Origin of the sequence: Pseudomonas sp. p1(2021b) (assembly GCF_020151015.1) — a bacterium.
Taxonomy (GTDB): Bacteria; Pseudomonadota; Gammaproteobacteria; order Pseudomonadales; family Pseudomonadaceae; genus Aquipseudomonas; species Aquipseudomonas putida_K.
Window position 1 is genome coordinate 1,926,590 of sequence record NZ_CP083746.1, and the last position, 21,980, is coordinate 1,948,569.

Genomic DNA, 21,980 nt, shown 5'->3' on the forward strand with positions numbered 1-21,980 from the left:
CAACTTTAAGCACAGCCGTACTGTGTCGGAAATGGGAGATTTGCTATGGCAATCGAAAACAGTGGTCCAGGTGAACCGCGTCCAGAACATCAGCCAACGAGTCCCGATACGGGAGAGGGGCATGGATCTGGGCTTGAGAAAGCCACGTCCGAACCCAAGCAGGGTGTAGGCGAAGCATGGTCCGATAATCGACCTGAAGACTGGAATCCCCCACCGGGAGATCCTGGGTCTGGCCAGGGCGTCCAAACGTTCCAAGGTGTCGGTACTTCTCGGGCTGATGAAAAGCAGCGCGACGCCACGCAGAGCAAAGACGATACGCTGCCGTTGGATTCGAACGATGATGCCCCGGTAGAGCAGGAAATGAGGGACGTAGACGCCAACAATTCGGTGTCGAGCGAACATCCTAAGCCGCAATAGGCTAGTCGCCTGCATGAGGCTATCATGGCTCCGATTGTGATCGACCGGTGGCGCTCAGATAGATCGAACAAGTCTTCGAGGCCTTGTTTCGAATTAGATGCGGTATCCAGCAAATCTTTTCGAGGTATGCAGCGATGAGCATCGATTTCAGAGCCCAAGGCGGCGCCAACCCAGACATGCCTATGTCACCTGACCCAGCTGTAGATCCAGATCGACCTACCGTCCCTGACCCTGATGACGACCCTCTTATGAACGAAGAAGAGGGCGGGGACAGAGGAAGCGACGAACAAAACCCGCCCTTGGAAGAGGATCAGCCAAGGGAATGAGTTGACGTAGGGCAACCGGTTATTTCGCCGACCCAAGCCCAGCGCAGTGCTGGGCTTTTTCTTGAGCAGCCCAGTGTACTGCTCCCTTCGGTTGCCCGATCCCTACCCTGATTAGGGCCTCAATCCGGCCTTTTCTTCCAATCCAGTGACCTGGCCAAGCGTCGGGATACTTTCTCATGCCCAGCTACGGAGTCGAGCGCATGGAGTATTTTCACCGCCTGCTCGAAAAACTCGACTGGGCTATTGCGGGTCTGATAGGGGCCATAGTCGCGAGCTGGTGGCACCGTGACGACCTGACAGACCGAAAGGCCTGGCTATTATTCCTGACCACGGGCGCCGCCTGCGCGCATTACCTGACCGGCATGGTCAGCGCTTACTTCGGAATCGTAGAGCCTCGGAGTGTAGCCGGTGTTGGCTTCCTCCTTGGAACCTTTGGCGGCTCTCTCATCGCTGCCATTCACCGTGCAATCAAAGCCGCCGACCTTTGGTCCCTGATCAAATCTAGGTTCGGGGGAGGTGCGGGATGATCCTTGAGTACATCAACGCGGCCTCGTCCGGAATGATCGCTATCTGGGCGACTTGGTGCGTACTGAGCGGGAAGGTTCGGGACGGGGTAATCGGCAAGGTGATCTACGCCGTCATCGCAATGAGCGGCTATGCCGTACTGGCCCGTAGTGATCGGATTTTCTTCGCGTCCTCGGTCGCAGGAACGAACCTGCTGGCCTTCCTGGCCCTGGCCGGAGCCCGGCACATCTTCAATGTCATGTACTGGCAGCGGGTCAAGTCCTGGCTGTGTCGGGTATTGGATTGCAATCGCTGATTGCCAGAGTTGGACAGCCCCGACGAGCGACGCGGCACACGTTGAATGAACTTGGTCTCGTGAGTAGTGCTACTATTTGGCTATCTCACGGCGCGAATCGCAAATCATGGCCACTGGCATACTGATACGGAATTGTAAAGACGTTAGTTTTGAGAATGTAACAATGGAAGGTCTCGATACAGCTTTCGAGATTTATGATTCTGATGATATTCGAATGACGGATGTTGAAGTCTTATCGACAAGAACGGCAGTGGTGGGAGAGCGTATTCGCGGACTCGATGTGAAGCGCATGAGCCACAGCGAGGCGGGGTGGCTGCCAAGGGTTACACGTCTCGCTTTAGCTATTCGGAGAATTAGCTATGGCAATGTTTAACCTGAAAGACTCTGAAGACATCAAAATACAAGAATGTCACACCGATTCATCAGAGCTGGTTCAGGGCGAGAGGCTTCGTCGTATCGGGGTTGCAGACTCAACTGCCTTTTCTACACCAGCTAGTCCTAACAAAGCAAAAAAGCGCGGGTTGGGCATGTTTCTGGCAGAAAATATCTTCATTTCGAGCCTAAGCCTAGTAGTTACGCTAATCGCCGCGTACCTTGCTTGGCGGTTTGGATGGGTCTAAGCAAGTCGCTAAGGATCACGAATGAGCAGGCCTACGCCTGCCGCTCCCGCTGTCGGAGACATCATCAATGGATACCGCGTGGTGAACGTTGGCCAAGATGCGGCCAAGGCGACCTGGACTATCCAACTGAGGAAGTGATCATGCCGCGCGGCCAGCACATGAAAGACCGCTATGGCGGGCTGAATGGGAGCTTTTCTGCCCAGCTGCAGCAGTTCGCAGAGGCAACTCAGGAAGCTTTGGATCTCACCTTCCGCGATGTTGTTTTTCTCGTGGGGCAAAGGCTTGTGACCATGTCCCCGGTAGATACTGGTCGGTTCCGCAGTAACTGGCAGTTCAGCACAGGAACCCCCGCCGCAGGCGAAAACGCGGACATTGAGGGAGCTGGCGAGACGCTGGACAGGCTTCTCCTGGCTGTAGGAGATCTATCTACTGGAGAGGTCGCCTATATCGTCAACAACCTCCCGTATGCCATCCCCTTAGAGTACGGCCACAGCACTCAGGCGCCAGCAGGCATGGTCAGGGTGACCATTGCCGACTTCCAAAACATCGTGAACAGAGTGATCGAGGCGAGAAAGATATGAGCCACGCACGCGCTCGCCAAGCGATTGAGATCAAGCTGGCAGCCTGGGCTTCGGCCAGACCAATCAGGGTGGCGAACTTCGAGCAGGATTTCGAGCCAGGGCCTGACGAAACCTACCTGCGCGCCTTCCTGCTCCCGGCCAGCACCAGCTGCCGCTATCTGAGCGGTGAGGCATGCGAGTACACGGGCGTTTACCAAGTCAGCATCGTTTCTCCGGCCGGCCAGGCGCTGGCGACAGCTGAGGCCTTGATCGACGAGCTCAGCACTGTGTTCCGCATCGACAGCGAGCTGAGTCGCAACGGCTTCGAGGGCATGGTCCTCGAGCCGTTAGAACAAGGCCCCACCATCACCGAGCCGGTGACCTACACCGTTCCGGCCAGCTTCACCTACCGCGGCATCGCGGACCAACCGCCCGCTGGGGCATAACCAACCGCCGCCCGGCGGGCTACCAAGAGGAAATACACATGGCCGCACGCATCCCGCTGCCAAACGGTTCTGTGCTGGAGATCGCCAGCACTCTGGGCACTGCCGTGCCTGTCACTGCCCTGACCAATGCAAAGCCACCAGTGGCGAGCTCGGTGGGTCATGGCCTCGATGCCGACGATATTCTGCTGATCAGCTCCGGCTGGGCCCTCATCAATGACCGCGCCGCGAAGGCTACCAACGTCACCACGGATGCGTTCTCGCTCGCCGGCCTGGATACCACCAATACCGACCGTTACACCGCTGGCGCCGGTGCCGGTTCCGTGATCCCTGTGTCGGGCTGGACCCAGATCTCGAAGGTGACCGGCTTCACCGTTTCCGGTGGTGAGCAGCAGTTCCTCACCGTCGGCTACCTCGAGAACGACGACGACCTGCAGTTCCCAACCAACCGCAACCCAATCAGCGTATCGGTGACGGTCGAGGACCAACCATCGGCCCTCTACGTACCGGTCGTTGAAGGCTATGACGACTCCAAGGAGCTGACCGTGATTCGGCTGAAACTGCCCGGTGGCGGCCAGATCCTGATGCCTGGCTATGTCAGCATCACCAGCACACCGACGATGGAGCGCAACCAGTTGATGACCCGCACCATCAGCGTTGGCCTGTCCGGTCGTCCAACCCGTTACAGCGCGTAAGGAGCCCTCATGGCGAAGATCAAGATCGCGCAGAACCCCACTTTCGCTGCTGTGGTGCAGGTTCCGCGTATTGGTGCCGAGCCGGTGCCGGTGGAATTTCAGTTCCGCTATATGGACCGCGTGGCCCTGTCCGCAATGTTCGACCGCTGGAACAAGGCGCGCGACGCCTGGGCGGAAAAGGCCCAGAAGGACGGCGCGACTTGGGAGGAGGTCACTACCGGTGAAATCGCCCTGCAGGCCGAGCAACTGGGCGAGATCGTCACAGGCTGGGACTTGGAGGACGAGTTCAGCACCGAGGCCATCGTAGACCTGGTGCGCACCTGTACCGGCGCGCCGAAGGCAGTAATCGACGCCTACCAAGCCGCCTACAGCCCGGCCCGCTTGGGAAACTGAAGGCGGCGGCCCGGGCCTGCTATGAACGAGGCCCATCCGCCGAGCAACTGGCGGCGCTGGGGCTGACCCTTGATGACATCGAGGAGGAGGTAGTGGAGGTCTGGCCAGATTCATGGCCTGCCTTCCGCCTGTTCGATGCGCTGGGCACGCAGTGGCGGGTGGCTTCGGGCGGCCCGTCAGGCCTGGACTACACCGCCATCCCTGCAACCGCCTCAATGCTCGGCATCAAGCGCCGCGACCTCACCGACATTTTCCCCGATCTCCGCGTTATGGAGGTTGAGGCCTTGGCCGTCATGGCCGAATCCATGGAGTAGACCATGACCACTATTGCCTCTCTCGGTCTTCAGATCGACTCCGGTGATGCCGTCGAGGCTAAGGATAACCTCGATCAGCTGACGGACGCCGGCAAGCGTAGCGAGGAGTCGGCTGGGCGAACCGGGCGCGCCTGGGAGACTGCCTTGGGCAGCCTGCAGGGTGACACCCGGCAGATCGTGCAGGAGCTGCAGGCGCTCAACGCCAAGCAGACCGAGTTGGCTCAGCAGATGGCCACCGTTGGGCGCGCCGTTACCAGCGCTTCCACGGCGTTCAGCAGTGCCGCGGCGAACATGGGAGCTTTCCGGGCCGAGGCCGCGCAGGCGGGCAAGGTGCAGGAGAGGCTCACCAGCGCCGCCGATGCCGGTGCACAAGCCGGCCGACGCGCTGCGGAGTCTGCTGACGAGCAGCAGGCCAGGATTCTGGCCGTGGCTAAGGCCTCGCTGGAGGCCAGTCAGTATGTGCAGTCGCTGAACCGGGCGATTGAGCAGAGCGCCGAGGTCACCGCTCAAGCCAACGCCGTGCTATCGGACAGTGCCAGCCGTCAGGCATCCATCAACAGCCGGGCCCAGGCCCTCATCGCTACGGAAGAGCGCCAGGCGGAGGCAGCGAAGAAGGCCGCGGGCGCGCATCGGGAAGAAGGCCAGGCGCTTGATGAGCTGCTTGGCAAGATCGACCCGACCGTCGCAGCAATGAGCCGCTTGGACCAGATGGAGCAGAAGCTGAAGGGCTTCCGCGCAAGTGGCGCGCTCGATGCGGAAACGTTCGGCGAGTACCAAGCAAAGATCGACCAGGCCCGCACAGCTCTTGGCAGCGCCGATACCGCGCTGAGCCGCACTGGCATGACTGCAAAGGCTACCGCTGCAGCGTTGCGAGGTGTGCCGGCTCAGTTCACTGATATCTTCACGTCGATCGCCGCTGGCCAGCCAATCATGATGGTTGCCTTGCAGCAAGGCGGACAGCTCAAGGATATGTTCGGTGGGATCATCCCTGCCGCTAAGGCCTTGGGCGGCTACATCCTTGGGCTGGTCAATCCCCTTACCGTGTCGGCTGTCGCCGCAGCAGCACTTGGATATATGTTCACTCCGCTGCCGAGTGGTGAAGTTATACCGAGGCTCCACGACGCCTGCGTCAACGGCATGGCCCAGCTTGGGATGAACATAACCGGTGTCGAGGAGGTTGATGGTGTGCTCTACGCGCAATCCTGGTGGTGCCGTGCAGCGGGAAATTACGATGACTGACCTACCGCGCGCCTGGCTCGACGAGCTGCACGATCAGTTCGCCCTGGTCTCAGACCCGGACGGGCGAGCCGCCGTCCTGTCGGAGATGGCCAAGGCCGCACATCGGCGGCGGGAAGTAGGCGAGGGCGAGCTGGTCGACATGCTGGAGCTCGCCGAAGCGGCCCGGTTGTGGGCGCTGGTCGAGCATGAAAACGAAGGGGAAGGGTGACGCCTTTCAGGGCTGGAGGCGGGTCGGCAGAACGCCGAAAGGAGGGGATTGCCCTGTCTAATACTGCATGATTGCTTCCCGCTTTTACTGGCCGAAAGTCGCGGAAACCCGGCGAAAAGTATTAGATGCGTCAAGCGCGAAGGCCGCTTGCTGCGCGGCCTGTTGGCTTATCTAAACGCTACTGCTGCAGTACAGGATTGTGCTGGATGTACAGTTGGCTCGTACTGTTTAAAGTTATCATGTCAAGAACAGTTCTTGATTAGTTTCCTTGGAATGCCTCTTCCTTTTCGCCAATTTCTGCGATGATTTCCTCCCATGGCCACCTCACGGTGGCATAGCGGCGGTAAAGCAACAGCTGTCGGTCAACAACGCTTACGAGTTCATTCTGAGAGTCATACGCAAGTACTAGGCCACGCCCATCAGCATCGACTTGAAGCTCGGGAAACTTGACAAGAGCTGATTTGAGATTAGGGAGTTGGATTCGGTTTTGCCGGGCATGCGCGGCGGTGTGGATTCTCTTAGCGCTGAGCCCTTCGGTCAGGGATTGGTCGTCCGCGTCCATGATCGCCGCCATGGCATGAGCGTAAATGCCGGTGGCATTGGCGCGTCTTCGGATGCCTTCACTGACCTGCCGGGCAAAACTCTGGTAAAGCTGATTTAGCTGATCTGCCACATGCATCGCAGCGTCTTGGACTTTGCCCTCATCTTCAAGGAGTATTTCACTCCCCGCTGGACCTCCGTCGGTTATATCAAGCTCGTCATCAATGTAGCGCAGGGTGAGTTTTTGGAGGAGGCCAACACTACCGTACGAAATTTCCGCTAGCAGGCTACTTACCGACACCTTCATGCGCATATTCAGAACGTTGCAGCCTTTATTAAGGACCTGGCAGAGCTCAGGAATCGACCAAGTTACAGACAGCTCTTCCATTCGATCTGATAAATCGGGGTTGAGTGTGATCAGCATGTTGGAACTGATCCATACCCCAACAACGACGACAAAGGTCTGGTAATCCCAAAGGGTTTTAAGATCGAATGCGAATTTTCGCTGTTCGGCTTCTGGAAGGTAATGAAAGTCTTCAATAACCAGGGTTTTCCCGGATTCACGAATCAGAGCCGCAATGAACTCAAGGTCAGAGGTGTCTTTGCCAACGATCTTAGTCTTTTCGGAAGTTTCGTGAACGTAATTGATTTCCCCTGCGCCTTGCACTTTGGCTATCAGCTTAAGGCCTGCTTCGCCCGACGCGGTGATTTTTCCTCCCAGCTTATTTGCGCTGGATTGCTCTACCTCTAGTCGAATACCAAGGCGAGCGAGGGCATCACGATAGATGTCGAGCGTGGTGTATTGGAAACGGCATTGCACCACAATTGGGTCCTTGAGAACCCGTTGGCGGAGCCATGACTTTCCAGATTTCGAGGCGCCGCGTATTGCAATGTGGGTCTGCCGCCGCTCTAGCAGCTTCGCCAAAGCCTTGTCGAGGTTTCCTCGGTCGACGTAGGAATGCTCGGAGAGAGCGGGTTGAATACCAAAGACTTCATGAACCTTCATGGCAGCTCCAGGGCGCGAGATGCGAAATGAGGTAATTGTGCCATCAATGGGCTGACGGAAGTCAACGGATCCTATGACGTGATTTCCAGATCTGCATGCCCGGTAGGAATGGATGGTAACTGCTGAGAATTGTGCGCCGCGTCCGAGGTCTGGACCTTGGTCCAGCGCTACATTCAGGTATGCAGTCGTACCATGCCAATGGCAGTCAAATCGATTCCAAAACCGAAGCGGCGACCCTTGAAATGTGAGGCCTGTAGCCGAGCCGTTTCGCCCTTGTTTTGGAATCGATTTCGTCGCTGACGCCGCACGGATCGGGCGCTTGTACCACGGTCTTGAAAACCGTCGATGGGCAACTATCCTAGAGTTCGAATCTCTACGCTTCCGCCATATTCTTCATCAAAGCCCCTGAAAATGGGGCTTTTTTGTGGGTGGTGGTTTTTCTACCCATGTTTATACCCACTTAGAGATCGCTAGGCTCTGTACGAAATCCCGAGACCCAATCGCCGCCCCTCGAACGCTGAGTTTTTGTAGAGTCCCACGCCATCGACGGAAAGGAATTCTGTGATGGCAAAGCGTTACGAACTCTCGGACGAGGCCTGGGATGTGCCTGGATGATCGACTCAACCGCTGTACGCGCAACCCGAGCGTCTTCTGGTGCCGGGAAAAAAGGGGGCCTGACGAGCCAGCCGATCACGCTTTAGGCCGCAGTCGTGGCGGACTGACAACCAAAATCCATATGCTCTGCGACGCCAACGGACACCGTTGCGCTTCCTCCTCTCTGGCGGTCAAGCCAGTGATATCAGCTATGCCCAGCCATTGCTGGGCGAGGTCAGCATTCCATCGAGCCAACGTGGCCGCCCGCGCAAGCGCTGTAAATGGTTGCTTGCCGACAAGGGCTACGACGCTGAGGCACTTCGCCGCTATTGCGACCAATACCGAATGCAACCCGTCATCCCGCTGCGCTCGATGAAGCGCAAGCCCAAGCCAGGCTTACCCAGACTGTTTGATCGGCCCAAATACCGACAGCGCAATATCATCGAGCGCATGTTTGGCTGGCTGAAAGAGAACCGTCGCATCGTGACACGCTTCGACAAGCTGGCGAAAAGCTATGCCGCCATGGTCTCACTGGCTTGTTCCATGCGGTGTTTGCGACATCTCTTTTCGTACAGAGCCTAGAGAGGTTCCGCAGGGCGGTAGGCCCCATTACCACGTGCTGATTCTGTTGAACCGTGATGCTTATTACACGGTAGGGCGTCTGGGTTCCGAGAGGGTGAACATGATCAGCCGTATGGAAGAGTCCTGGGCTAGTGCGTTGGGGGTATCGATCGAGCAAGTGAGAGGGCAGATGCACATCCCGGACAATGCTGAGTATCGAGTTGACCGCGAGATCCGTTGTGGCAAGGTCGATGAGCTGCCAGCGCTATTCTACAGAGCCAGCTACCTGTGCAAGAAGGCAACGAAGTCCTACGGGGATCGCCAGCGAGTATTTGACACCAGTAGGGGCTCTGGCTCATAGCAACTTGAATGGCGACATTCCTATGGCGTCCAAAGTTCGGGTTTGCGGATTGCACTAGCTTGAAGCGCGCGAGCGGGCCTGAGCGGCCGAAAAAACGGAAAAGGAGCCAGGTACCAACCTGGCTCCTGGGCTTGATCAGCCTCGAATAAAGGCAAGGAGATCGGCGTTGATCGTATCGGTTTCAGTGGTTGGCATCCCATGTGGGTACCCTGGGTAAATTTTCAGCGTGCTGTTCTGAAGCAGCTTTGCAGAAAGAACGCCAGCATCCTCATATGGAACAATCTGATCGTCGTCACCATGCATCACCAATACCGGGATGGTAATTTTTTTCAGATCTTCGGTGAAGTCCGTTTGCGAGAATGCGACGATTCCGTCGTAATGAGCTTGGGCACATCCCATCATGCCTTGGCGCCACCAGTTCCAGATGACACCTTCTGAGGGCTTAGCACCTGGACGGTTGTAGCCATAGAATGGTCCCGCCGGCACGTCATAGTAAAACTGAGCGCGATTAGCCTTGAGCTGGGCTTGGAGGTCGTCGAAAACCTGCTTGGGCAAACCACCCGGATTGCTATCAGTTTTCACCATTAGTGGTGGTACAGCGCTGATGATGGCAGCCTTGAGAACGCGGTCTTCACCATGACGGGCAATGTAATGCACCACTTCTCCGCCACCGGTGGAGTGACCGACATGAATGGCTCCTTGAGTACCGAGATGATTGACCACCGCAGCCACATCGTCGGCGTAATGGTCCATGTCGTGACCGTCCCACACTTGGCTTGAGCGTCCATGACCCCGTCGATCGTGGGCCACGACCCTGAAGCCTTTGGCGAGGAAGAACAGCATCTGGGCGTCCCAGTCATCAGCGCTGAGCGGCCAGCCATGATGGAAATGGATTACCTGGGCATCCTTGGGCCCCCAGTCTTTGTAGAAGATTTCAACTCCGTCCTTTGTCGTGACGTATCCCATGTTTGCGTCTCCTGGATTCGGTGGTGTTCGGTGAGTGCCGCATAGCAGCCGACACCGCTTGTTAGGCGAGTATTGCTCCCTCTTGTTCGGCGATCTGAGGCTCATGCTGCTTGCTAAGCCATCTGGCGCGTGACCACCTTTTCTTTCCATGCCCCTGAACGGTGCGAATCTTCAGGGAACCTTCCTTGGTCAATCAGCATATTCGTCCTTTGGTCACTGTAAGGTTGAAGTGCACTTTAAGATCAAGCCTTAAAGGCCAGAGTGAGAATAGGACAGCTCGAAACGCTCGCCCTTCGGTACAGATAAATGGATGGCTGCGGCAGATAGTCGGTGCAGAGAAAGATCAAACCTGATTTGAGCACCATCACTGACTCTGGTGGAAAACTTCGATTGACATTAAAGTTTGCTTGAACGTTACGCTCCCGGGACCGCTGGCACCTGCAATCCGTCGCTATGCGAAGTGCTTCATCGCTTGCCTCTGACCGATAGAGCGGCCATCCGCAGGATGGTCACCGTTCAGGTTTTGGCGAGTAGACCGAGACCGAGACGGAGACCGAGATGTAAGAGCAAATTTCTTGGTGGGGGTCAGCTACTAAGCTCTTGGTCATGAACGAATCAGGAAACGATGGCATGGGATCAAAAATCAATACGGCAGCTGAGATGCGCTGGATGATTTACGGCGCTAACGGTTATACGGGGGAGCTCATTGCTCGCGAGGCCGTACGCCGAGGCTTTAGGCCCATTGTGGCCGGACGTAACCGGGAAAGCATTCAAGCGCTTGCCCATGAATTGGGGTTGGAGTTTTGTGCATTCGGACTTAGTGATGCTTCAGTGCTGGCTGATCAGCTCCAAGGCCAGTCGCTAGTTCTGAACTGTGCCGGCCCATTCTCGGCCACTGCGGCACCAATGATGGACGCCTGCTTGCGGTCTGGCACCCACTATCTCGACATAACAGGAGAGATTGCCGTATTCGAGTTGGCACAATCGTTGAGTAAGCGAGCCGAGCAAGCCGGTGTCGTGCTTTGTCCTGGCGTGGGCTTCGACGTCATCCCGACCGACTGTGTCGCAGCCGCGTTGAAAGCTGCGCTTCCCGACGCCACGCACCTATCGCTAGGCTTTGACTCTCGATCGGGATTTTCTCCAGGAACTGCGAAGACCTCGGTCGAAGGCTTGGCGCAAGGCGGTAAAGTGCGCCGCGACGGCAGAATCGTAGGTGTGCCACTAGCCTACAGGGTGCGCAGGATAGACTTCGGCGACGGCGAGAAAGATGCCATGACTATTCCCTGGGGCGATGTATCCACCGCTTACCACACCACCGGAATTCCTAACATTGAAGTATTCATTCCGGGCTCACCAAGCATGATCACCAACGCCAAACGCGCTAACTATTTCCGGCCGCTGCTTGGATTAGCCTGGGTGCAAAGGTTGATCAAGGCGCGTATCGCCAGAACGGTGAAAGGGCCTAGCGAGGAAAAGCGTGCCCTTCAGCCTACTTTCGTCTGGGGTGAGGTTGTGAATGCGCGCGGAGAAAAGAAGACCGCCAAAATCCGCACTGCAAATGGCTACAGTTTGACGATTACAGGCTCACTGGCGGTCGTGGAGTATCTGATGAAGTCTGAACCCGTGCCTGGCACCTACACACCTGCCAAATTAGTTGGCTCAAGGTTGGTAAGCCAGCTGCCGGAATCGAGTCCTCTCCAGATCAGCTAGGTCAGAATGCCACAGCCAAGGCGGACTAGAAGTCCGTCTCAGCTGCTACCAAGCTCATTCAAGATTTGAGTGAGCCCTTGACGGTAGGTCGTGACTTTGAAATCGGGAAAACGCTGCTTGTACTTCGAGGAGTCGAACAGGTTGTCGTGCTCGTACCGTGGCAGCAGCTCTCGCAGCTCACGAACTTGCTTGGATATCAGGCCTACAGCTGTCAGGGTCAATTTGCCTAGAACTTTATAAGTAGCGTCCTTACCAAAAATCTGAGAAGCGAGCGTGACAAATTGTTTGTAGGTGAGCCGTTCGTCGTCACAAGGAAGGTGCCAGGTTTGCCCGTATGCGTCTGTTGCGTTCCCCAGAGCTGCCAGTGCCCGACTTGCATCCGGGGTCCAGATGAGTGTTCGCTGAGTATCGTCCCGCACGGGGACCCGGGGTGTCTTGCCGGCCTTTAGATTGTCGATAACCAAGGTGTTAGTGATGCTCTGCGTCTTGCCTGGCCCATAAAATTCCGGAGCTCGCCCTATGACGACAGGAATGTCGCCTCGCTCCATCTCCTGCAACACCATCGATGCCATTTGCGCGCGAACCCGCCCTTTACGACCGACCGGTTCGAAGGGCGTATTCTCCGTCAGTAGACGATCATCCTGCGGATACATATACGTGTTGTCGAAATAGACAAAGCTGGCATCGGATGCGCGAGCCGCATCAAGAGCGTTTCGCAGCATCACTGGAAACTGCGTTTCCCAGAGCTGTGTATCTGGCGGAAGTCCGGCTGTGAAATAAACGATGCTGCTACCCTTGACGGCCTTGGCCGCCTGGCTAGCGTCGAGCAAGTCAGCTGCAACCAGCGTGTCAGAGTCGCTGACTTTGCGCGGATTACGGCTAACCAGCCTGATATCTTCGGTAAATGTCCGGTTCAGTTCCCGTGCCAGCTCTATGGCTATCTGGCCAGTTGCGCCTAAAACGGTTTGCATTTGGTCTCCTGGAAACCTCAGTAGAAGGTTTCTCTCTACTAACTGCGATGATGATGGACCGTTTACTTGTGCCGGCCCCGATGCTGTCGCTGCCGCTCTTGAGCGCGATAGAGCAAGGTCCTCGTAGGCCAGACACCTACCTTAAGCTTGAAGTAAACCTTAAGGTCAAGTCCTTATCGTACGTTTACCCGGCCAGAGTAGGCGTGGGATGGTAGGTTGGGCCGATTTGATTAGCCCTACGATCGCAGATCCGTAAACAAGTGGGCTCTTTAGTGATTACGGGGTTAAAGTGAGCTTTAAGGTCAGAACTTCCGTGAAGGTGTGGTATGAGAATTGGTGAGCTTGCGAAAATCACGGGCCTTGCCCCTTCGCGCATCCGTTTTTACGAGGCAAGCGGACTGATTCAATCAGTTGAGCGCAAGGCCAACGGCTACCGCGACTATTCAGATGATGCAGTCTGGATACTGGAGATGATTACCAGCGCCCAGGCAGCAGGGTTTACCTTGGATGAAATCCGGCACCTGTTGCCGGTGAGTTCGCAAGGTTGGCGTCATGACGAACTACTTTCCGGATTGAAGCGCAAGGTCGACGAGATCGAGGTGTTACAGCAGCGCTTGGCTCGCAACAAGGAGCAGTTGCTGATGGTGATCGACGGCATTGAAAGCAAGCCAGACGGCATGCCGTGCGTAGATAACACCCAACGTGTGCTTGGCCGTCTGCGCGAGGAGATCGCTTTGAACAGGGTGAGCGCTTCACCAACCAAATGAAGCATGCCTACGTCTGTTGGGAAGTAGAGCGCCGGCTCAATGGCCGGCGCGGATGTAGCGTTCAGTCACCGCTATTCAATGCTGCCAGCGGCTTCGGAGCATAGAGGGCGCTCTGGAACTCTGGCACATATTCGTATTTCACCATCTTGCCCAGCTTCAAGGTACGGATGTAGGTCGACAGGCTGCCCTCGCCGAGAACCAGGTGCGCCGAGTCAGCGCTCAAGCTCGACCCATGACGGGTCTGCCGGGACGTCGCATAGCCGTAGCTCAGCTGGCCAGCATGGTCGAGGTTGGTGAAGCTGTTGGTCACCAGGCCGGCTTCGCTGGATACGTCGTCGAGTTTCTTCGCCTTAAAGACGACATCGATGTTGCCGGTCTGCGCGTCGACGATGTCGTAGGACACGGTCGCGGCGTCCTCTCTGCGGTCGATAGCCGTCAGCCACTTCGGCAGGTTGTAGCCCACCACGCCCCGCACACGGGCTAGCTCGGTATTCACCGGTAATTTGAGCACGTAACCCCAGAAGTCCTTGGACATCGATTGTCCGATCAAGCTCAATGGTCCGAGGTTGGCCTTGCCTGGCGTGTTGGTGATGATCGATAAGGCAATTTCGTTGTAGCTGTCGTTGTCGCAATAATCGTAGGTGTAAGCCGTGAACGCTACCAGGCCGCGGCCCGGCCATACCTGCAGGGGTTGCACCTGCTTGAGGACTTCGGCGGGCATCAGCTCGCGCAGGCGATCGAGGTCTGCGGTGTAAACGGCCGTAACCCGGCTGTTCTTGTAGTAGAAGTTAGGCGAGTACGACTCGAAGCCCATGTCGACCTTAGTCTTTTCCAGGCCTTTGAACCAACTGAGGTCCATGCCTGGCGCTTCGGCCTGGATCACCGACAGTGGAGGGTTGGAGCGGAATCGGTCATACAAGCCGCCTTTTACGACGGGTACCTGGTGGCCAGCGATATCTATCATCGTGGTTTCGGCATGCTTTGGGATGCCGGTAGTGTCCGCCATGGTGGAGTTGGCAATGGGCGTCAGGAGTGCACCTGCCACTGCGGCGACGGTTCCGAGTTTCACTTTTCAGTCTCTCCGGTGAATTGCATCACGCATTGATGAATGCGACCAGACATCTCGCTTGGCGCCGAACTAGGTGGAACTTACGCATTCACCTTAACTTTAAACTTAACTTTAATGTCAAGGCGCCATGGGGCCGGCTTTTCCAGCCCTTGGACCTGCTGTTAAGGCCTGGGCCGCAGGGTGAAAGCGAGGGCGAACTCGGCCAATTTTCCGAAAGGGGCCCGAAGCAGCCTTGGCAGGTTCCAGCGACCTTGGACGAATACACCCTTGGCATGGCTCATCGCGCGAAAACCCTCGATGCCGTGGTAGGCGCCCATGCCACTGGGGCCCACCCCGCCGAACGGCAGGTCGTCCACAGCGACGTGCATCAGAGTGTTGTTGATGCCGACATTTCCGGAGGTGGTGCACCTGAGCAGCGCTTCGCTGTCGGCGCCCACATTGCCGAAATAGTAGAGCGCCAGCGGACGCGGCCTGGCGTTGATGTAGCCGATCGCTTCGTCGAGGGAGCGGTAGGTACGCACGGGCAGCAAAGGGCCGAAGATTTCTTCGCGCATGACCCGTGCATCGTCATCTGCCCCTATGATCAGTGCTGGCGCCAGTGTCCGCGGGCGCTCTGCCGCGCGCTCCGGCGTCACGCCAGCCTCAATCACCTTGGCGCCCCGGGTGCGGGCGTCTTCGACCAGCGCCTGCAACCGCATGTAGTGCCGGTCATTGACGATGGACGTGTAGTCCGGGCTGGTGGGGCCTTGCGGATAACCACGGGCGACAGCCTCGTGGTATTTGGCGATGAATTCGTCCAGGTCATCCTCATGGACCAGGGCATAGTCCGGTGCTACGCAGGTCTGGCCGGCGTTGGCCAGTTTTCCGAAGACGATGCTGTCGAGGGCGCTGCGCCCGGCGTGCCCGGGGGCCACGACCACAGGGCTTTTGCCGCCCAGTTCAAGGGTCAGCGGCACCAGGTTGTCACTGGCCGCCCGCATCACCATTCGGCCTACCTGGGTACTGCCGGTGAACAGTAGGTGGTCGAAGGGGAGGGCGCTGAAACGTGCGCCTATCTCGGGCCCGCCGAGTATCACCGCCACCTCATCGAGGGTAAAGCTACCCGCCAGGATGCGCTGGATCAGCGCACTGGTGCGTGGCGTCAGTTCGGAGGGTTTGATCATTACCCGATTGCCCGCTGCCAGCGCCGTGGCCAAGGGGATGAAGGTCAACGCTATCGGGTAGTTCCACGGCGCCATGACGCCGATCACGCCTTTGGGCTGGTACTCCACATAGGCGCGACCAGCACGGTGAAACGCCGCGACATGACGACGCTCGGGCTTCATGAAGCGGCGCAGACGCCGTAACAAGTAATCGATGGACTGGACCACGCCAAGCAGTTCCATGATGTCTGTTTCATGCTTTGAACGGTTGCCGAAATCGGCGCTGATCGCTTCCTCAACATCGCAACGGTGGGCAAGCACCGCCGTGCGCAACTTGATCAGGTTGGCCTTGCGTCGCTCGACGGTGGGTGGTCCGTCATTGATAAACGCATGACGCTGCTGTTGCAGCGTGGTTACGGCGTCGACAGCAGGGATGGATGTTGCGGCGATGGTCATCTTGCACCTCTCAAGGTCATTGCAATGTAGACGCTGTAAACTTGATTTGTGCGGATCATAGGAAGACAATGTGTTCACTGTCAACATGAGTGGAGCAGCTGTATGTCATCCGATGAAATTTGCGAAGCAAAGCCCTACCACCATGGCGATTTGCGTCGCACCATCATCGATACTGCTTTGGCGACCCTGAAGGAACAGCGAGGCTGGCAATTCACCCTGCGCGAAATAGCCCGGCGAGCCCAAGTGAGTCACTCGGCTCCGTATCGTCATTTTCCAGACAAGGGGGCGCTGCTGTATGAGTTGGCGCTACTAGGCTTCGAGCGATTGAACGCGGCGATGCAAGACTCGATGGGAGAAACGATGTCTGCACCGGAGCGGTTGCAGGCAATGGCCTATGCCTACTTGGCGTTTGGTGAGGAAAATCCGGATCTGTACCGGCTGATGTTCTCGACACAGGCGGGAGACCCCGCGCAAATACATGTCGATCCCCGCGCCCAGGCACCTTTCTACCTGGTGATCGAGGTGCTGGAGCGAGGTCAGGAGGAAGGTACTATCCGGGCCCGCTCTGCCTTGGGGCAGGCAACCGCAAGCTGGGCGCACCTCCATGGGTTGACCCTGCTTTCGATCGATAGCCGGTTGGTGCCGGCGAAGGTCGGCGACCACGCCATTGAAGATGCCTTAACGACCTTGCTTGATGGTTTGGTACGTGATCAGGCGGCCTAATTGCCTGCCGCTGGATTCAGCGCTCATGACAAAGTACTTCTCGCCCGCATGAAGGCGATGCTTGGCCCATCCACCTAAGATCAGGTATTCAGGTATGACCAAACGCATCTTGCACGTCGTTACCAACGTTGCTCATTACAGCGACCCAAGTCATCCCACAGGGCTGTGGTTGAGTGAGTTGACGCATGCCTGGCATGTGTTCGCTGACAGAGGATATGAACAGCACCTGGTGAGCCCGCTGGGTGGGAAATCCCCCCTCGAACCTCGCTCGCTCAAGTGGCCATTGCTCGATAGGACCGGCAAAGCCTGGTTGAACAACCCGGCGGCAATGGCACGTCTTGCCAACACCTCAAGTCCGCAAGCATTAGAGTCATCTGACTTCGACGCTATCTATTTTACCGGCGGCCATGCGGTGATGTGGGACTTCCCTGAGGACGAGGGTTTGCAGCGACTGACTCGCGAGATCTACGAGCAAGGGGGCGTGGTTTCTTCGGTTTGCCATGGGTACTGCGGGCTGCTCAATACTCGGCTGTCTGATGGTCGTCTTCTGGTAGAGGGGCGTCGTCTGACTGGCTATGCCTGGATCGAAGAAGTGCTGGCGGGGGTTGCGAGCAAGGTCCCCTATAACGCTGAACAAGAAATGAAACGTCGTGGGGCGCGCTACGAGAAAGCTCTCTTGCCATTCACTCCAAATGTGGTCGTCGATGGCCGCTTGGTGACAGGCCAGAATCCCCAATCTGCCAAAGCAACTGCCGAGCAGGTAGCGGTACTGCTCCAGAAGAAGACTGCGTGAGATCCCTCGTTTAACGAGAGGAGCGAAGTCTGCGCCATAGAGTGGTACGGCTGATGCCGAGGCGACGCGCAGCCTCATCTAGATTGCCTTGGCAGCTTTCCAGCGTTTCTTGAACATGACGTAGCTGCGCGGCCCTGCCGACCATGTTCAAGTCGGTTTCGCGAGATGGCGTTTTTCGTGCAGGTGGCTGCTGCGGCTGCTGGGCCTCACACAGCTCCGGCAGCACACGGGCCAGGTACTGCTCGTCTAAACCGTGCTCTCGTAGAAGTTCGCCCGCCGAGAGCATCGCGCGCTCGATCACGTTCTCCAACTCCCGGACATTGCCCGGCCAGACATGTCGTACCAAATAGGGTTGCAAGGCGATCACTATGTCTGCGGCCCCTGGCGGTTGGCCCTGAACCAGTAGACGTTGGCTGATGCCGCGACAGATCAGAGCGATGTCCTCTGGCCGCTCACGTAGTGGCGTAGTCTGCAGGCGCAGGATGTTGAGCCGGTAATACAGGTCGGTACGAAACGCGCCATCTTCCATGGCCGCACGCAGGTCTTGATGGGTGGCGGCGATGATGCGCACGTCGATGGTTATCGGCTCTGTGCCGCTCAGGCGCAGTACCTCGCGCTCTTGCAGCACACGCAACAGGCGTGTTTGCAGCGACACTGGCATGTCGCCAATCTCGTCAAGGAACAGCGTGCCGCGGTGGGCTGCTTCGATCAGGCCCGGCTTGCCGCCTTTGCGCGAGCCGCTAAAGGCACCCTCCTCGTAGCCGAACAGCTCGCTTTCGAGGAGTGACTCCGGAAACGCTGCGCAATTGATGGCGACAAAAGGCCCTTGTCGGCGTGGGCTCTCATTATGGATACCCTGGGCGAGCAGCTCTTTGCCAGTGCCGCTTTCACCCGTAATCAGGATGGTCGAATGGCTGGTGGCAAAACGCTTGGCCAACTGCAGCATTTCGCGATTGGCCGTGCTATTGCCTTCCAGTTGGTCGAGCCTGTATCGAGCAGTGAACGCACCGGGGCGACGCGTGGAGCGGATGCGCTGGTCGGCGCGCTGCACAGCGGTGATGTCCTGGCAGGTCAGCACCAGACCAGTACGTTCGCCGTTCTCCAGGATAGGCAATAAATTGCTGACCACAGCGTGCGAGCCGAGCCGCATCACACGGTTTTCTTCGCTGGCACCATCCTGCATAGCCTGCTGCAGGTCCAGTTCCGGGCATAGCTGCTGCAGCGGTCGACCCAATGCGGCACTAACCGGCATATCCAGCAACTGTGCAAGCGCGGGGTTGAGCGACTGCACCACACCCTGGTTGTCGACGGCCGTGACCATGAAGTTACGTGGCTCGCCGTAGAAGTTGCCACACGAAACAGCCCCACGCTCTGATAGTGGTGCCGCTGAGCTATTCGCATCGCAGATACCGAGCGACTGACAGTCACTCCTCACATCGACTGTATCCATTTGTATCCTGCCGCGCGCTGCGCGGACTTTTCTTACAAATGCGGCTTCTCCCGGATACGCCTCGGATACATGCCACAAGTCAAATGAGCCTGCCTGAACGAAACGGCCCACGGGCCTCGTTCCCTGGCTCGTTCGTCCCTGAGGCCTAATCGTATCGAAACCCGGAGAAGCACCATGTCTCGTCACCCGTTCCCCAACAAGACCCGTCTCGGCCTGCTGACCATCGCCCTGGTCGGCGGCATCAACATGACCTCCGCCGCCTTTGCGGTGGAAGCATTGCCACAAGGCTACCAACTCGCCGCGGCCGAAAAGGCCGGTGAGGGCAACTGTGGCGAGGGCAAGTGCGGTGCTAGTGGCGCCCAGGCCAAAGCCACCCAGGCCGAAGGCAAGTGTGGTGAAGGCAAGTGCGGCGACGCCTCCTTCGCGCGCACCGACGCCAACCATGATGGCCGTGTGTCCCGGGCCGAATTGCTGGCGGTAGCGCCCAAGGCCAATGCCGAGTTCGACGCCATCGATGCCAACCACGACGGCTATCTCTCCGAAGGCGAGGTCTACCAGTTCCGCAAGAACCAGTTCGACGCCAACGGCAACCCGTTCCCGTCCGACCTGTACAGCAAGCTGAGCCAAGCCAAGAACTGACCCCGCTGATGCCCCTCTCCGAGCCGCCGGGGAGGGCACCGGGTGCCAAGGCAAGGTGCGGTGCTTGGCACGCACCCAGCCCATCCTGCTAAAACCTGCTTCAGAAGGAGAACGCCGTGACCCACGCGCTGGTAACAACGTTGTATACCGCCCAGACCCATACCACCGGCGGCCGTGATGGCCGTGGCCGTACTGCCGACGGTCAGCTCGATCTGCCCTTGAGCCCGCCCGGCTCCGGGCGCCCCGGCACCAACCCCGAACAGCTGTTCGCCATTGGCTGGTCCGCGTGTTTCATCGGTGCACTGCGTCGCGCCGGGCAAAAACACAATGTGCGGGTGCCTGAAGACGTGGCGGTTAATGCCGAGGTATCGCTGGGCAACACCGAGGACGGTGGTTTCGCCCTGGCTGCTCGTTTGACGGTGCATCTGCCTGGCCTCGACGCGCCGGTCAAGGAGACGCTGGTGGCCGAGGCGCATCGGATCTGCCCGTACTCCAAGGCAACGCGCGGGAACATCGAGGTGGTTTTCGTGGTGCCTTGATTGCCTCGCATTGCAAAAAAGCCCGCACACCCTCATCGGTGCGTGGGCTTTCAGGTCTGTGTGGGGCTGGGCTTGTTCGCTTGAGCGCCAGCGGTGAGTCAATGAGCGTCGGCGGATGGCTGACTCGGCGGTTGGACTTTGCGCATCAATGGCACCAACACCGTGGCGACCAGGAAGCACACCATGATCACCAGGAAGGCGTCGGCAAAGGTCATCGTTTGTGCTTCGCGCCACGTCAGCGCCCAGAGCTGGTGGAGCGCGGTCTGACTGGCGTCCAGGCTGTTCTGGCCCAATGCCTGAGCATTGCTGCTCCATTGATCGAGCCAGGTGTTCATGGTTTCATTCCGCACGTTCAGATGCTCGGCCAAACGCAGAAAGTGCAGGTTGGTGCGATCGTTGAGCACCGTGGCACACGCGGCGATCCCAAGCGCGCCCCCCAGGTTGCGCATCAGGTTGAACAAGCCCGAGGCATGCTTCAAGCGGGCCGGCGAGAGGGCGCCCAGGGTGAGGGTCACGGTCGGTGGAACCGCCATCTGCTGGGCAAACCCACGGATGGCCTGGGGCAGGAGCAGTTCCCTGGCGCCCCAGTCGTGGGTGATGGGTGAAAAGTCCCACATCGAAAGACCAAACAGGGCCAACCCCAGCATCAGGATCCAGCGCAAGTCCATGCGGTTGGCGAGGAAGGCGTATACCGGGATGGCCAGCAGTTGGAACACGCCGGTGGAGAACACCGCCAAGCCAATATCCAGTGCGCCGTAGCCGCGTACACGGCCCAGGAACAGCGGGGTGAGGTAGATCGTGGCGAAAATGCCGATCCCGGTGATGAAAGAGAACAGGCAACCCAAGGCAAAGTTGCGGTCGCGCAAGGCGCGCAAGTCGACGATGGGCTCGGCGATCTTCAGGCAGCGCCAGATGAACAGCATGCCGCTGAGGCCGGCCACCCAGGCGGTGGTGGAGATCGTGATATCGCTGAACCAGTTCCAGCGTGGGCCTTCTTCCAGCGTGTATTCCAGGCACCCCAGGAACACCGCCATCAGCCCCATGCCCAGGTAGTCGGCGCCTTTGAGCAAACCCAGGTTGGGGCGGTCGACCTTGACCAGCAACGGTACGGCGACGGTGACGAACAGGCCGGGCACCAGGTTGATGTAGAACAACCAGTGCCAGGACGATACGTCGGTGATCCAGCCGCCAACCGCTGGGCCCAGCGTGGGGGCAAGCGATGCGATGGCACCGATCACCGAGGCCGCGATCACGCGCTGCTTGCCGGTGAAATAGATGAACGCTGTGGTGAATACCAGCGGGATCATCGACCCGCCAAGAAACCCCTGCAGTGCGCGAAAGGCGATCATGCTCTGGATGTTCCAGGCCAGTGCGCAGAGCAGGCTGGTCAGGGTGAAGCCTGCAGCCGAGGCCGCGAACAGCCAGCGGGTGCTCATCACCCGCGACAGCCACCCGGAGAGGGGGATGACGATGATTTCCGCGATCAGGTAGGCCGTCTGCACCCAGGCGGTGTCGTCCGCCCCAGCGCTGAGCCCGCCGCCAATGTCCTTGAGCGAGGCCGAAACGATCTGGATATCGATCAGGGCAATGAACATCCCCACGCACATGCAGGCAAAGGCCGCTACCTTTTGAGCGGGCGTGAGCGCCGGCAGCTCGGC

19 protein-coding genes and 5 pseudogenes are annotated in these 21,980 nt (G+C 58.2%); 17 read left to right on the forward strand and 7 right to left on the reverse strand.

Annotation, left to right across the window (positions count from 1 at the left end; genetic code table 11):
* The first annotated feature begins 943 nt into the window (after nt 1-943).
* The 9 genes and pseudogenes from K8374_RS08855 to K8374_RS08895 form a co-directional block, all read left to right on the forward strand.
* Nucleotides 944-1,270, forward strand: a complete 327-nt coding sequence (locus tag K8374_RS08855; protein ID WP_224459294.1) for an MFS transporter — start codon at nt 944-946, stop codon at nt 1,268-1,270.
* Entirely contained in the window at nt 1,267-1,563 is a 297-nt protein-coding gene (locus K8374_RS08860; RefSeq protein WP_224458708.1) for a hypothetical protein, read from the forward strand. Before K8374_RS08855 ends, K8374_RS08860 begins: the two co-directional genes overlap by 4 nt.
* Nucleotides 1,564-2,323: 760 nt before the next feature.
* Nucleotides 2,324-2,764 (forward strand): HK97 gp10 family phage protein, encoded by a 441-nt coding sequence (locus K8374_RS08865; RefSeq protein WP_224458709.1) that lies wholly within the window; start codon nt 2,324-2,326, stop codon nt 2,762-2,764.
* Nucleotides 2,761-3,189: a phage tail terminator-like protein gene (locus K8374_RS08870; RefSeq protein ID WP_224458710.1), complete on the forward strand. Its 429-nt coding sequence runs from the start codon at nt 2,761-2,763 to the stop codon at nt 3,187-3,189. The genes K8374_RS08865 and K8374_RS08870 overlap by 4 nt, the downstream gene beginning before the upstream one ends.
* A gap of 38 nt (nt 3,190-3,227) precedes the next feature.
* Nucleotides 3,228-3,881 (forward strand): phage tail protein, encoded by a 654-nt coding sequence (locus tag K8374_RS08875; RefSeq protein WP_224455876.1) that lies wholly within the window; start codon nt 3,228-3,230, stop codon nt 3,879-3,881.
* 9 nt (nt 3,882-3,890) lie between these two features.
* Complete coding sequence (locus tag K8374_RS08880; RefSeq protein ID WP_224455875.1) at nt 3,891-4,274, forward strand: phage tail assembly chaperone; 384 nt, start codon at nt 3,891-3,893, stop codon at nt 4,272-4,274.
* A gap of 62 nt (nt 4,275-4,336) precedes the next feature.
* The gene (locus K8374_RS08885; protein ID WP_224459295.1) at nt 4,337-4,588 is read left to right on the forward strand and encodes a DUF1799 domain-containing protein; all 252 of its coding nucleotides are present in this window, start codon (nt 4,337-4,339) and stop codon (nt 4,586-4,588) included.
* A gap of 840 nt (nt 4,589-5,428) precedes the next feature.
* Nucleotides 5,429-5,602: pseudogene (locus tag K8374_RS26220) on the forward strand (phage tail length tape measure family protein); the annotation flags it as partial.
* A gap of 217 nt (nt 5,603-5,819) precedes the next feature.
* Nucleotides 5,820-6,017, forward strand: a pseudogene (locus K8374_RS08895) (hypothetical protein); the annotation flags it as partial.
* Between the two features lie 277 nt (nt 6,018-6,294).
* Here K8374_RS08895 and K8374_RS08900 read toward each other — a convergent pair.
* Complete coding sequence (locus K8374_RS08900) at nt 6,295-7,581, reverse strand: hypothetical protein (protein WP_224458711.1); 1,287 nt, start codon at nt 7,579-7,581, stop codon at nt 6,295-6,297.
* A gap of 608 nt (nt 7,582-8,189) precedes the next feature.
* On the opposite strand from K8374_RS08900, the pseudogene K8374_RS08905 reads away from it, so the two are divergent.
* Both K8374_RS08905 and K8374_RS08910 read left to right on the forward strand, forming a co-directional pair.
* A pseudogene (locus tag K8374_RS08905) lies at nt 8,190-8,757 on the forward strand (IS5 family transposase); the annotation flags it as partial.
* Nucleotides 8,756-9,097: pseudogene (locus tag K8374_RS08910) on the forward strand (inovirus-type Gp2 protein); the annotation flags it as partial. The pseudogenes K8374_RS08905 and K8374_RS08910, both read left to right, overlap by 2 nt.
* A gap of 135 nt (nt 9,098-9,232) precedes the next feature.
* On the opposite strand, the gene K8374_RS08915 reads toward K8374_RS08910, so the two are convergent.
* Nucleotides 9,233-10,063, reverse strand: a complete 831-nt coding sequence (locus K8374_RS08915) for an alpha/beta fold hydrolase (protein WP_224458713.1) — start codon at nt 10,061-10,063, stop codon at nt 9,233-9,235.
* Nucleotides 10,064-10,669: 606 nt separating this feature from the next.
* Here K8374_RS08915 and K8374_RS08920 point away from each other — a divergent pair.
* On the forward strand, nt 10,670-11,773 hold the full coding sequence (locus K8374_RS08920; protein WP_224458714.1) for a saccharopine dehydrogenase family protein: 1,104 nt from the start codon (nt 10,670-10,672) through the stop codon (nt 11,771-11,773).
* 38 nt (nt 11,774-11,811) lie between these two features.
* On the opposite strand, the gene K8374_RS08925 is transcribed toward K8374_RS08920, so the two are convergent.
* A complete protein-coding gene (locus tag K8374_RS08925; protein ID WP_224458715.1) occupies nt 11,812-12,744 on the reverse strand; it encodes an NAD-dependent epimerase/dehydratase family protein in 933 nt (310 codons plus the stop codon).
* Nucleotides 12,745-13,070: 326 nt separating this feature from the next.
* Between K8374_RS08925 and K8374_RS08930 the strand changes: the two genes are divergently transcribed.
* On the forward strand, nt 13,071-13,511 hold the full coding sequence (locus tag K8374_RS08930) for a MerR family transcriptional regulator (protein ID WP_224458716.1): 441 nt from the start codon (nt 13,071-13,073) through the stop codon (nt 13,509-13,511).
* A 61-nt stretch (nt 13,512-13,572) separates the two neighbouring features.
* Here K8374_RS08930 and K8374_RS08935 read toward each other — a convergent pair whose 3' ends face one another.
* Nucleotides 13,573-14,580, reverse strand: coding sequence for an acetoacetate decarboxylase (ADC) (locus tag K8374_RS08935; protein WP_411969614.1), 1,008 nt, complete (start codon nt 14,578-14,580; stop codon nt 13,573-13,575).
* A 161-nt stretch (nt 14,581-14,741) separates the two neighbouring features.
* Entirely contained in the window at nt 14,742-16,178 is a 1,437-nt protein-coding gene (locus K8374_RS08940) for a coniferyl aldehyde dehydrogenase (protein WP_224458717.1), read from the reverse strand.
* 102 nt (nt 16,179-16,280) lie between these two features.
* Here K8374_RS08940 and K8374_RS08945 point away from each other — a divergent pair, with 102 nt between their 5' ends.
* Entirely contained in the window at nt 16,281-16,901 is a 621-nt protein-coding gene (locus tag K8374_RS08945; protein ID WP_224458718.1) for a TetR/AcrR family transcriptional regulator, read from the forward strand.
* Between the two features lie 94 nt (nt 16,902-16,995).
* Nucleotides 16,996-17,694 (forward strand): type 1 glutamine amidotransferase domain-containing protein, encoded by a 699-nt coding sequence (locus K8374_RS08950; protein WP_224458719.1) that lies wholly within the window; start codon nt 16,996-16,998, stop codon nt 17,692-17,694.
* 10 nt (nt 17,695-17,704) lie between these two features.
* On the opposite strand, the pseudogene K8374_RS08955 reads toward K8374_RS08950, so the two are convergent.
* Nucleotides 17,705-19,012, reverse strand: a pseudogene (locus K8374_RS08955) (sigma-54 interaction domain-containing protein); the annotation flags it as partial.
* 306 nt (nt 19,013-19,318) lie between these two features.
* Between K8374_RS08955 and K8374_RS08960 the strand changes: the two are divergent.
* Nucleotides 19,319-19,783: a hypothetical protein gene (locus tag K8374_RS08960; protein ID WP_224458721.1), complete on the forward strand. Its 465-nt coding sequence runs from the start codon at nt 19,319-19,321 to the stop codon at nt 19,781-19,783.
* A 116-nt stretch (nt 19,784-19,899) separates the two neighbouring features.
* Entirely contained in the window at nt 19,900-20,322 is a 423-nt protein-coding gene (locus tag K8374_RS08965; RefSeq protein ID WP_224458722.1) for an organic hydroperoxide resistance protein, read from the forward strand.
* 98 nt (nt 20,323-20,420) lie between these two features.
* Here K8374_RS08965 and K8374_RS08970 read toward each other — a convergent pair whose 3' ends face one another.
* Nucleotides 20,421-21,929 carry a DHA2 family efflux MFS transporter permease subunit gene (locus tag K8374_RS08970; RefSeq protein WP_224459298.1) on the reverse strand — a complete coding sequence of 503 codons (1,509 nt, stop codon included), beginning with the start codon at nt 21,927-21,929 and terminating at the stop codon, nt 20,421-20,423.
* Nucleotides 21,930-21,980: the final 51 nt, after the last annotated feature.

Bases quoted from the DNA above. Each gene is read 5' to 3' on its own strand.
- K8374_RS08855 (WP_224459294.1), top strand. From the start codon at position 944: ATGGAGTATTTTCACCGCCTGCTCGAAAAACTCGACTGGGCTATTGCG.
- K8374_RS08860 (WP_224458708.1), top strand. From the start codon at position 1,267: ATGATCCTTGAGTACATCAACGCGGCCTCGTCCGGAATGATCGCTATC.
- K8374_RS08865 (WP_224458709.1), top strand. From the start codon at position 2,324: ATGCCGCGCGGCCAGCACATGAAAGACCGCTATGGCGGGCTGAATGGG.
- K8374_RS08870 (WP_224458710.1), top strand. From the start codon at position 2,761: ATGAGCCACGCACGCGCTCGCCAAGCGATTGAGATCAAGCTGGCAGCC.
- K8374_RS08875 (WP_224455876.1), top strand. From the start codon at position 3,228: ATGGCCGCACGCATCCCGCTGCCAAACGGTTCTGTGCTGGAGATCGCC.
- K8374_RS08880 (WP_224455875.1), top strand. From the start codon at position 3,891: ATGGCGAAGATCAAGATCGCGCAGAACCCCACTTTCGCTGCTGTGGTG.
- K8374_RS08900 (WP_224458711.1), bottom strand. From the start codon at position 7,581: ATGAAGGTTCATGAAGTCTTTGGTATTCAACCCGCTCTCTCCGAGCAT.
- K8374_RS08915 (WP_224458713.1), bottom strand. From the start codon at position 10,063: ATGGGATACGTCACGACAAAGGACGGAGTTGAAATCTTCTACAAAGAC.
- K8374_RS08920 (WP_224458714.1), top strand. From the start codon at position 10,670: ATGAACGAATCAGGAAACGATGGCATGGGATCAAAAATCAATACGGCA.
- K8374_RS08925 (WP_224458715.1), bottom strand. From the start codon at position 12,744: ATGCAAACCGTTTTAGGCGCAACTGGCCAGATAGCCATAGAGCTGGCA.
- K8374_RS08930 (WP_224458716.1), top strand. From the start codon at position 13,071: ATGAGAATTGGTGAGCTTGCGAAAATCACGGGCCTTGCCCCTTCGCGC.
- K8374_RS08940 (WP_224458717.1), bottom strand. From the start codon at position 16,178: ATGACCATCGCCGCAACATCCATCCCTGCTGTCGACGCCGTAACCACG.
- K8374_RS08945 (WP_224458718.1), top strand. From the start codon at position 16,281: ATGTCATCCGATGAAATTTGCGAAGCAAAGCCCTACCACCATGGCGAT.
- K8374_RS08950 (WP_224458719.1), top strand. From the start codon at position 16,996: ATGACCAAACGCATCTTGCACGTCGTTACCAACGTTGCTCATTACAGC.
- K8374_RS08960 (WP_224458721.1), top strand. From the start codon at position 19,319: ATGTCTCGTCACCCGTTCCCCAACAAGACCCGTCTCGGCCTGCTGACC.
- K8374_RS08970 (WP_224459298.1), bottom strand. From the start codon at position 21,929: ATGTGCGTGGGGATGTTCATTGCCCTGATCGATATCCAGATCGTTTCG.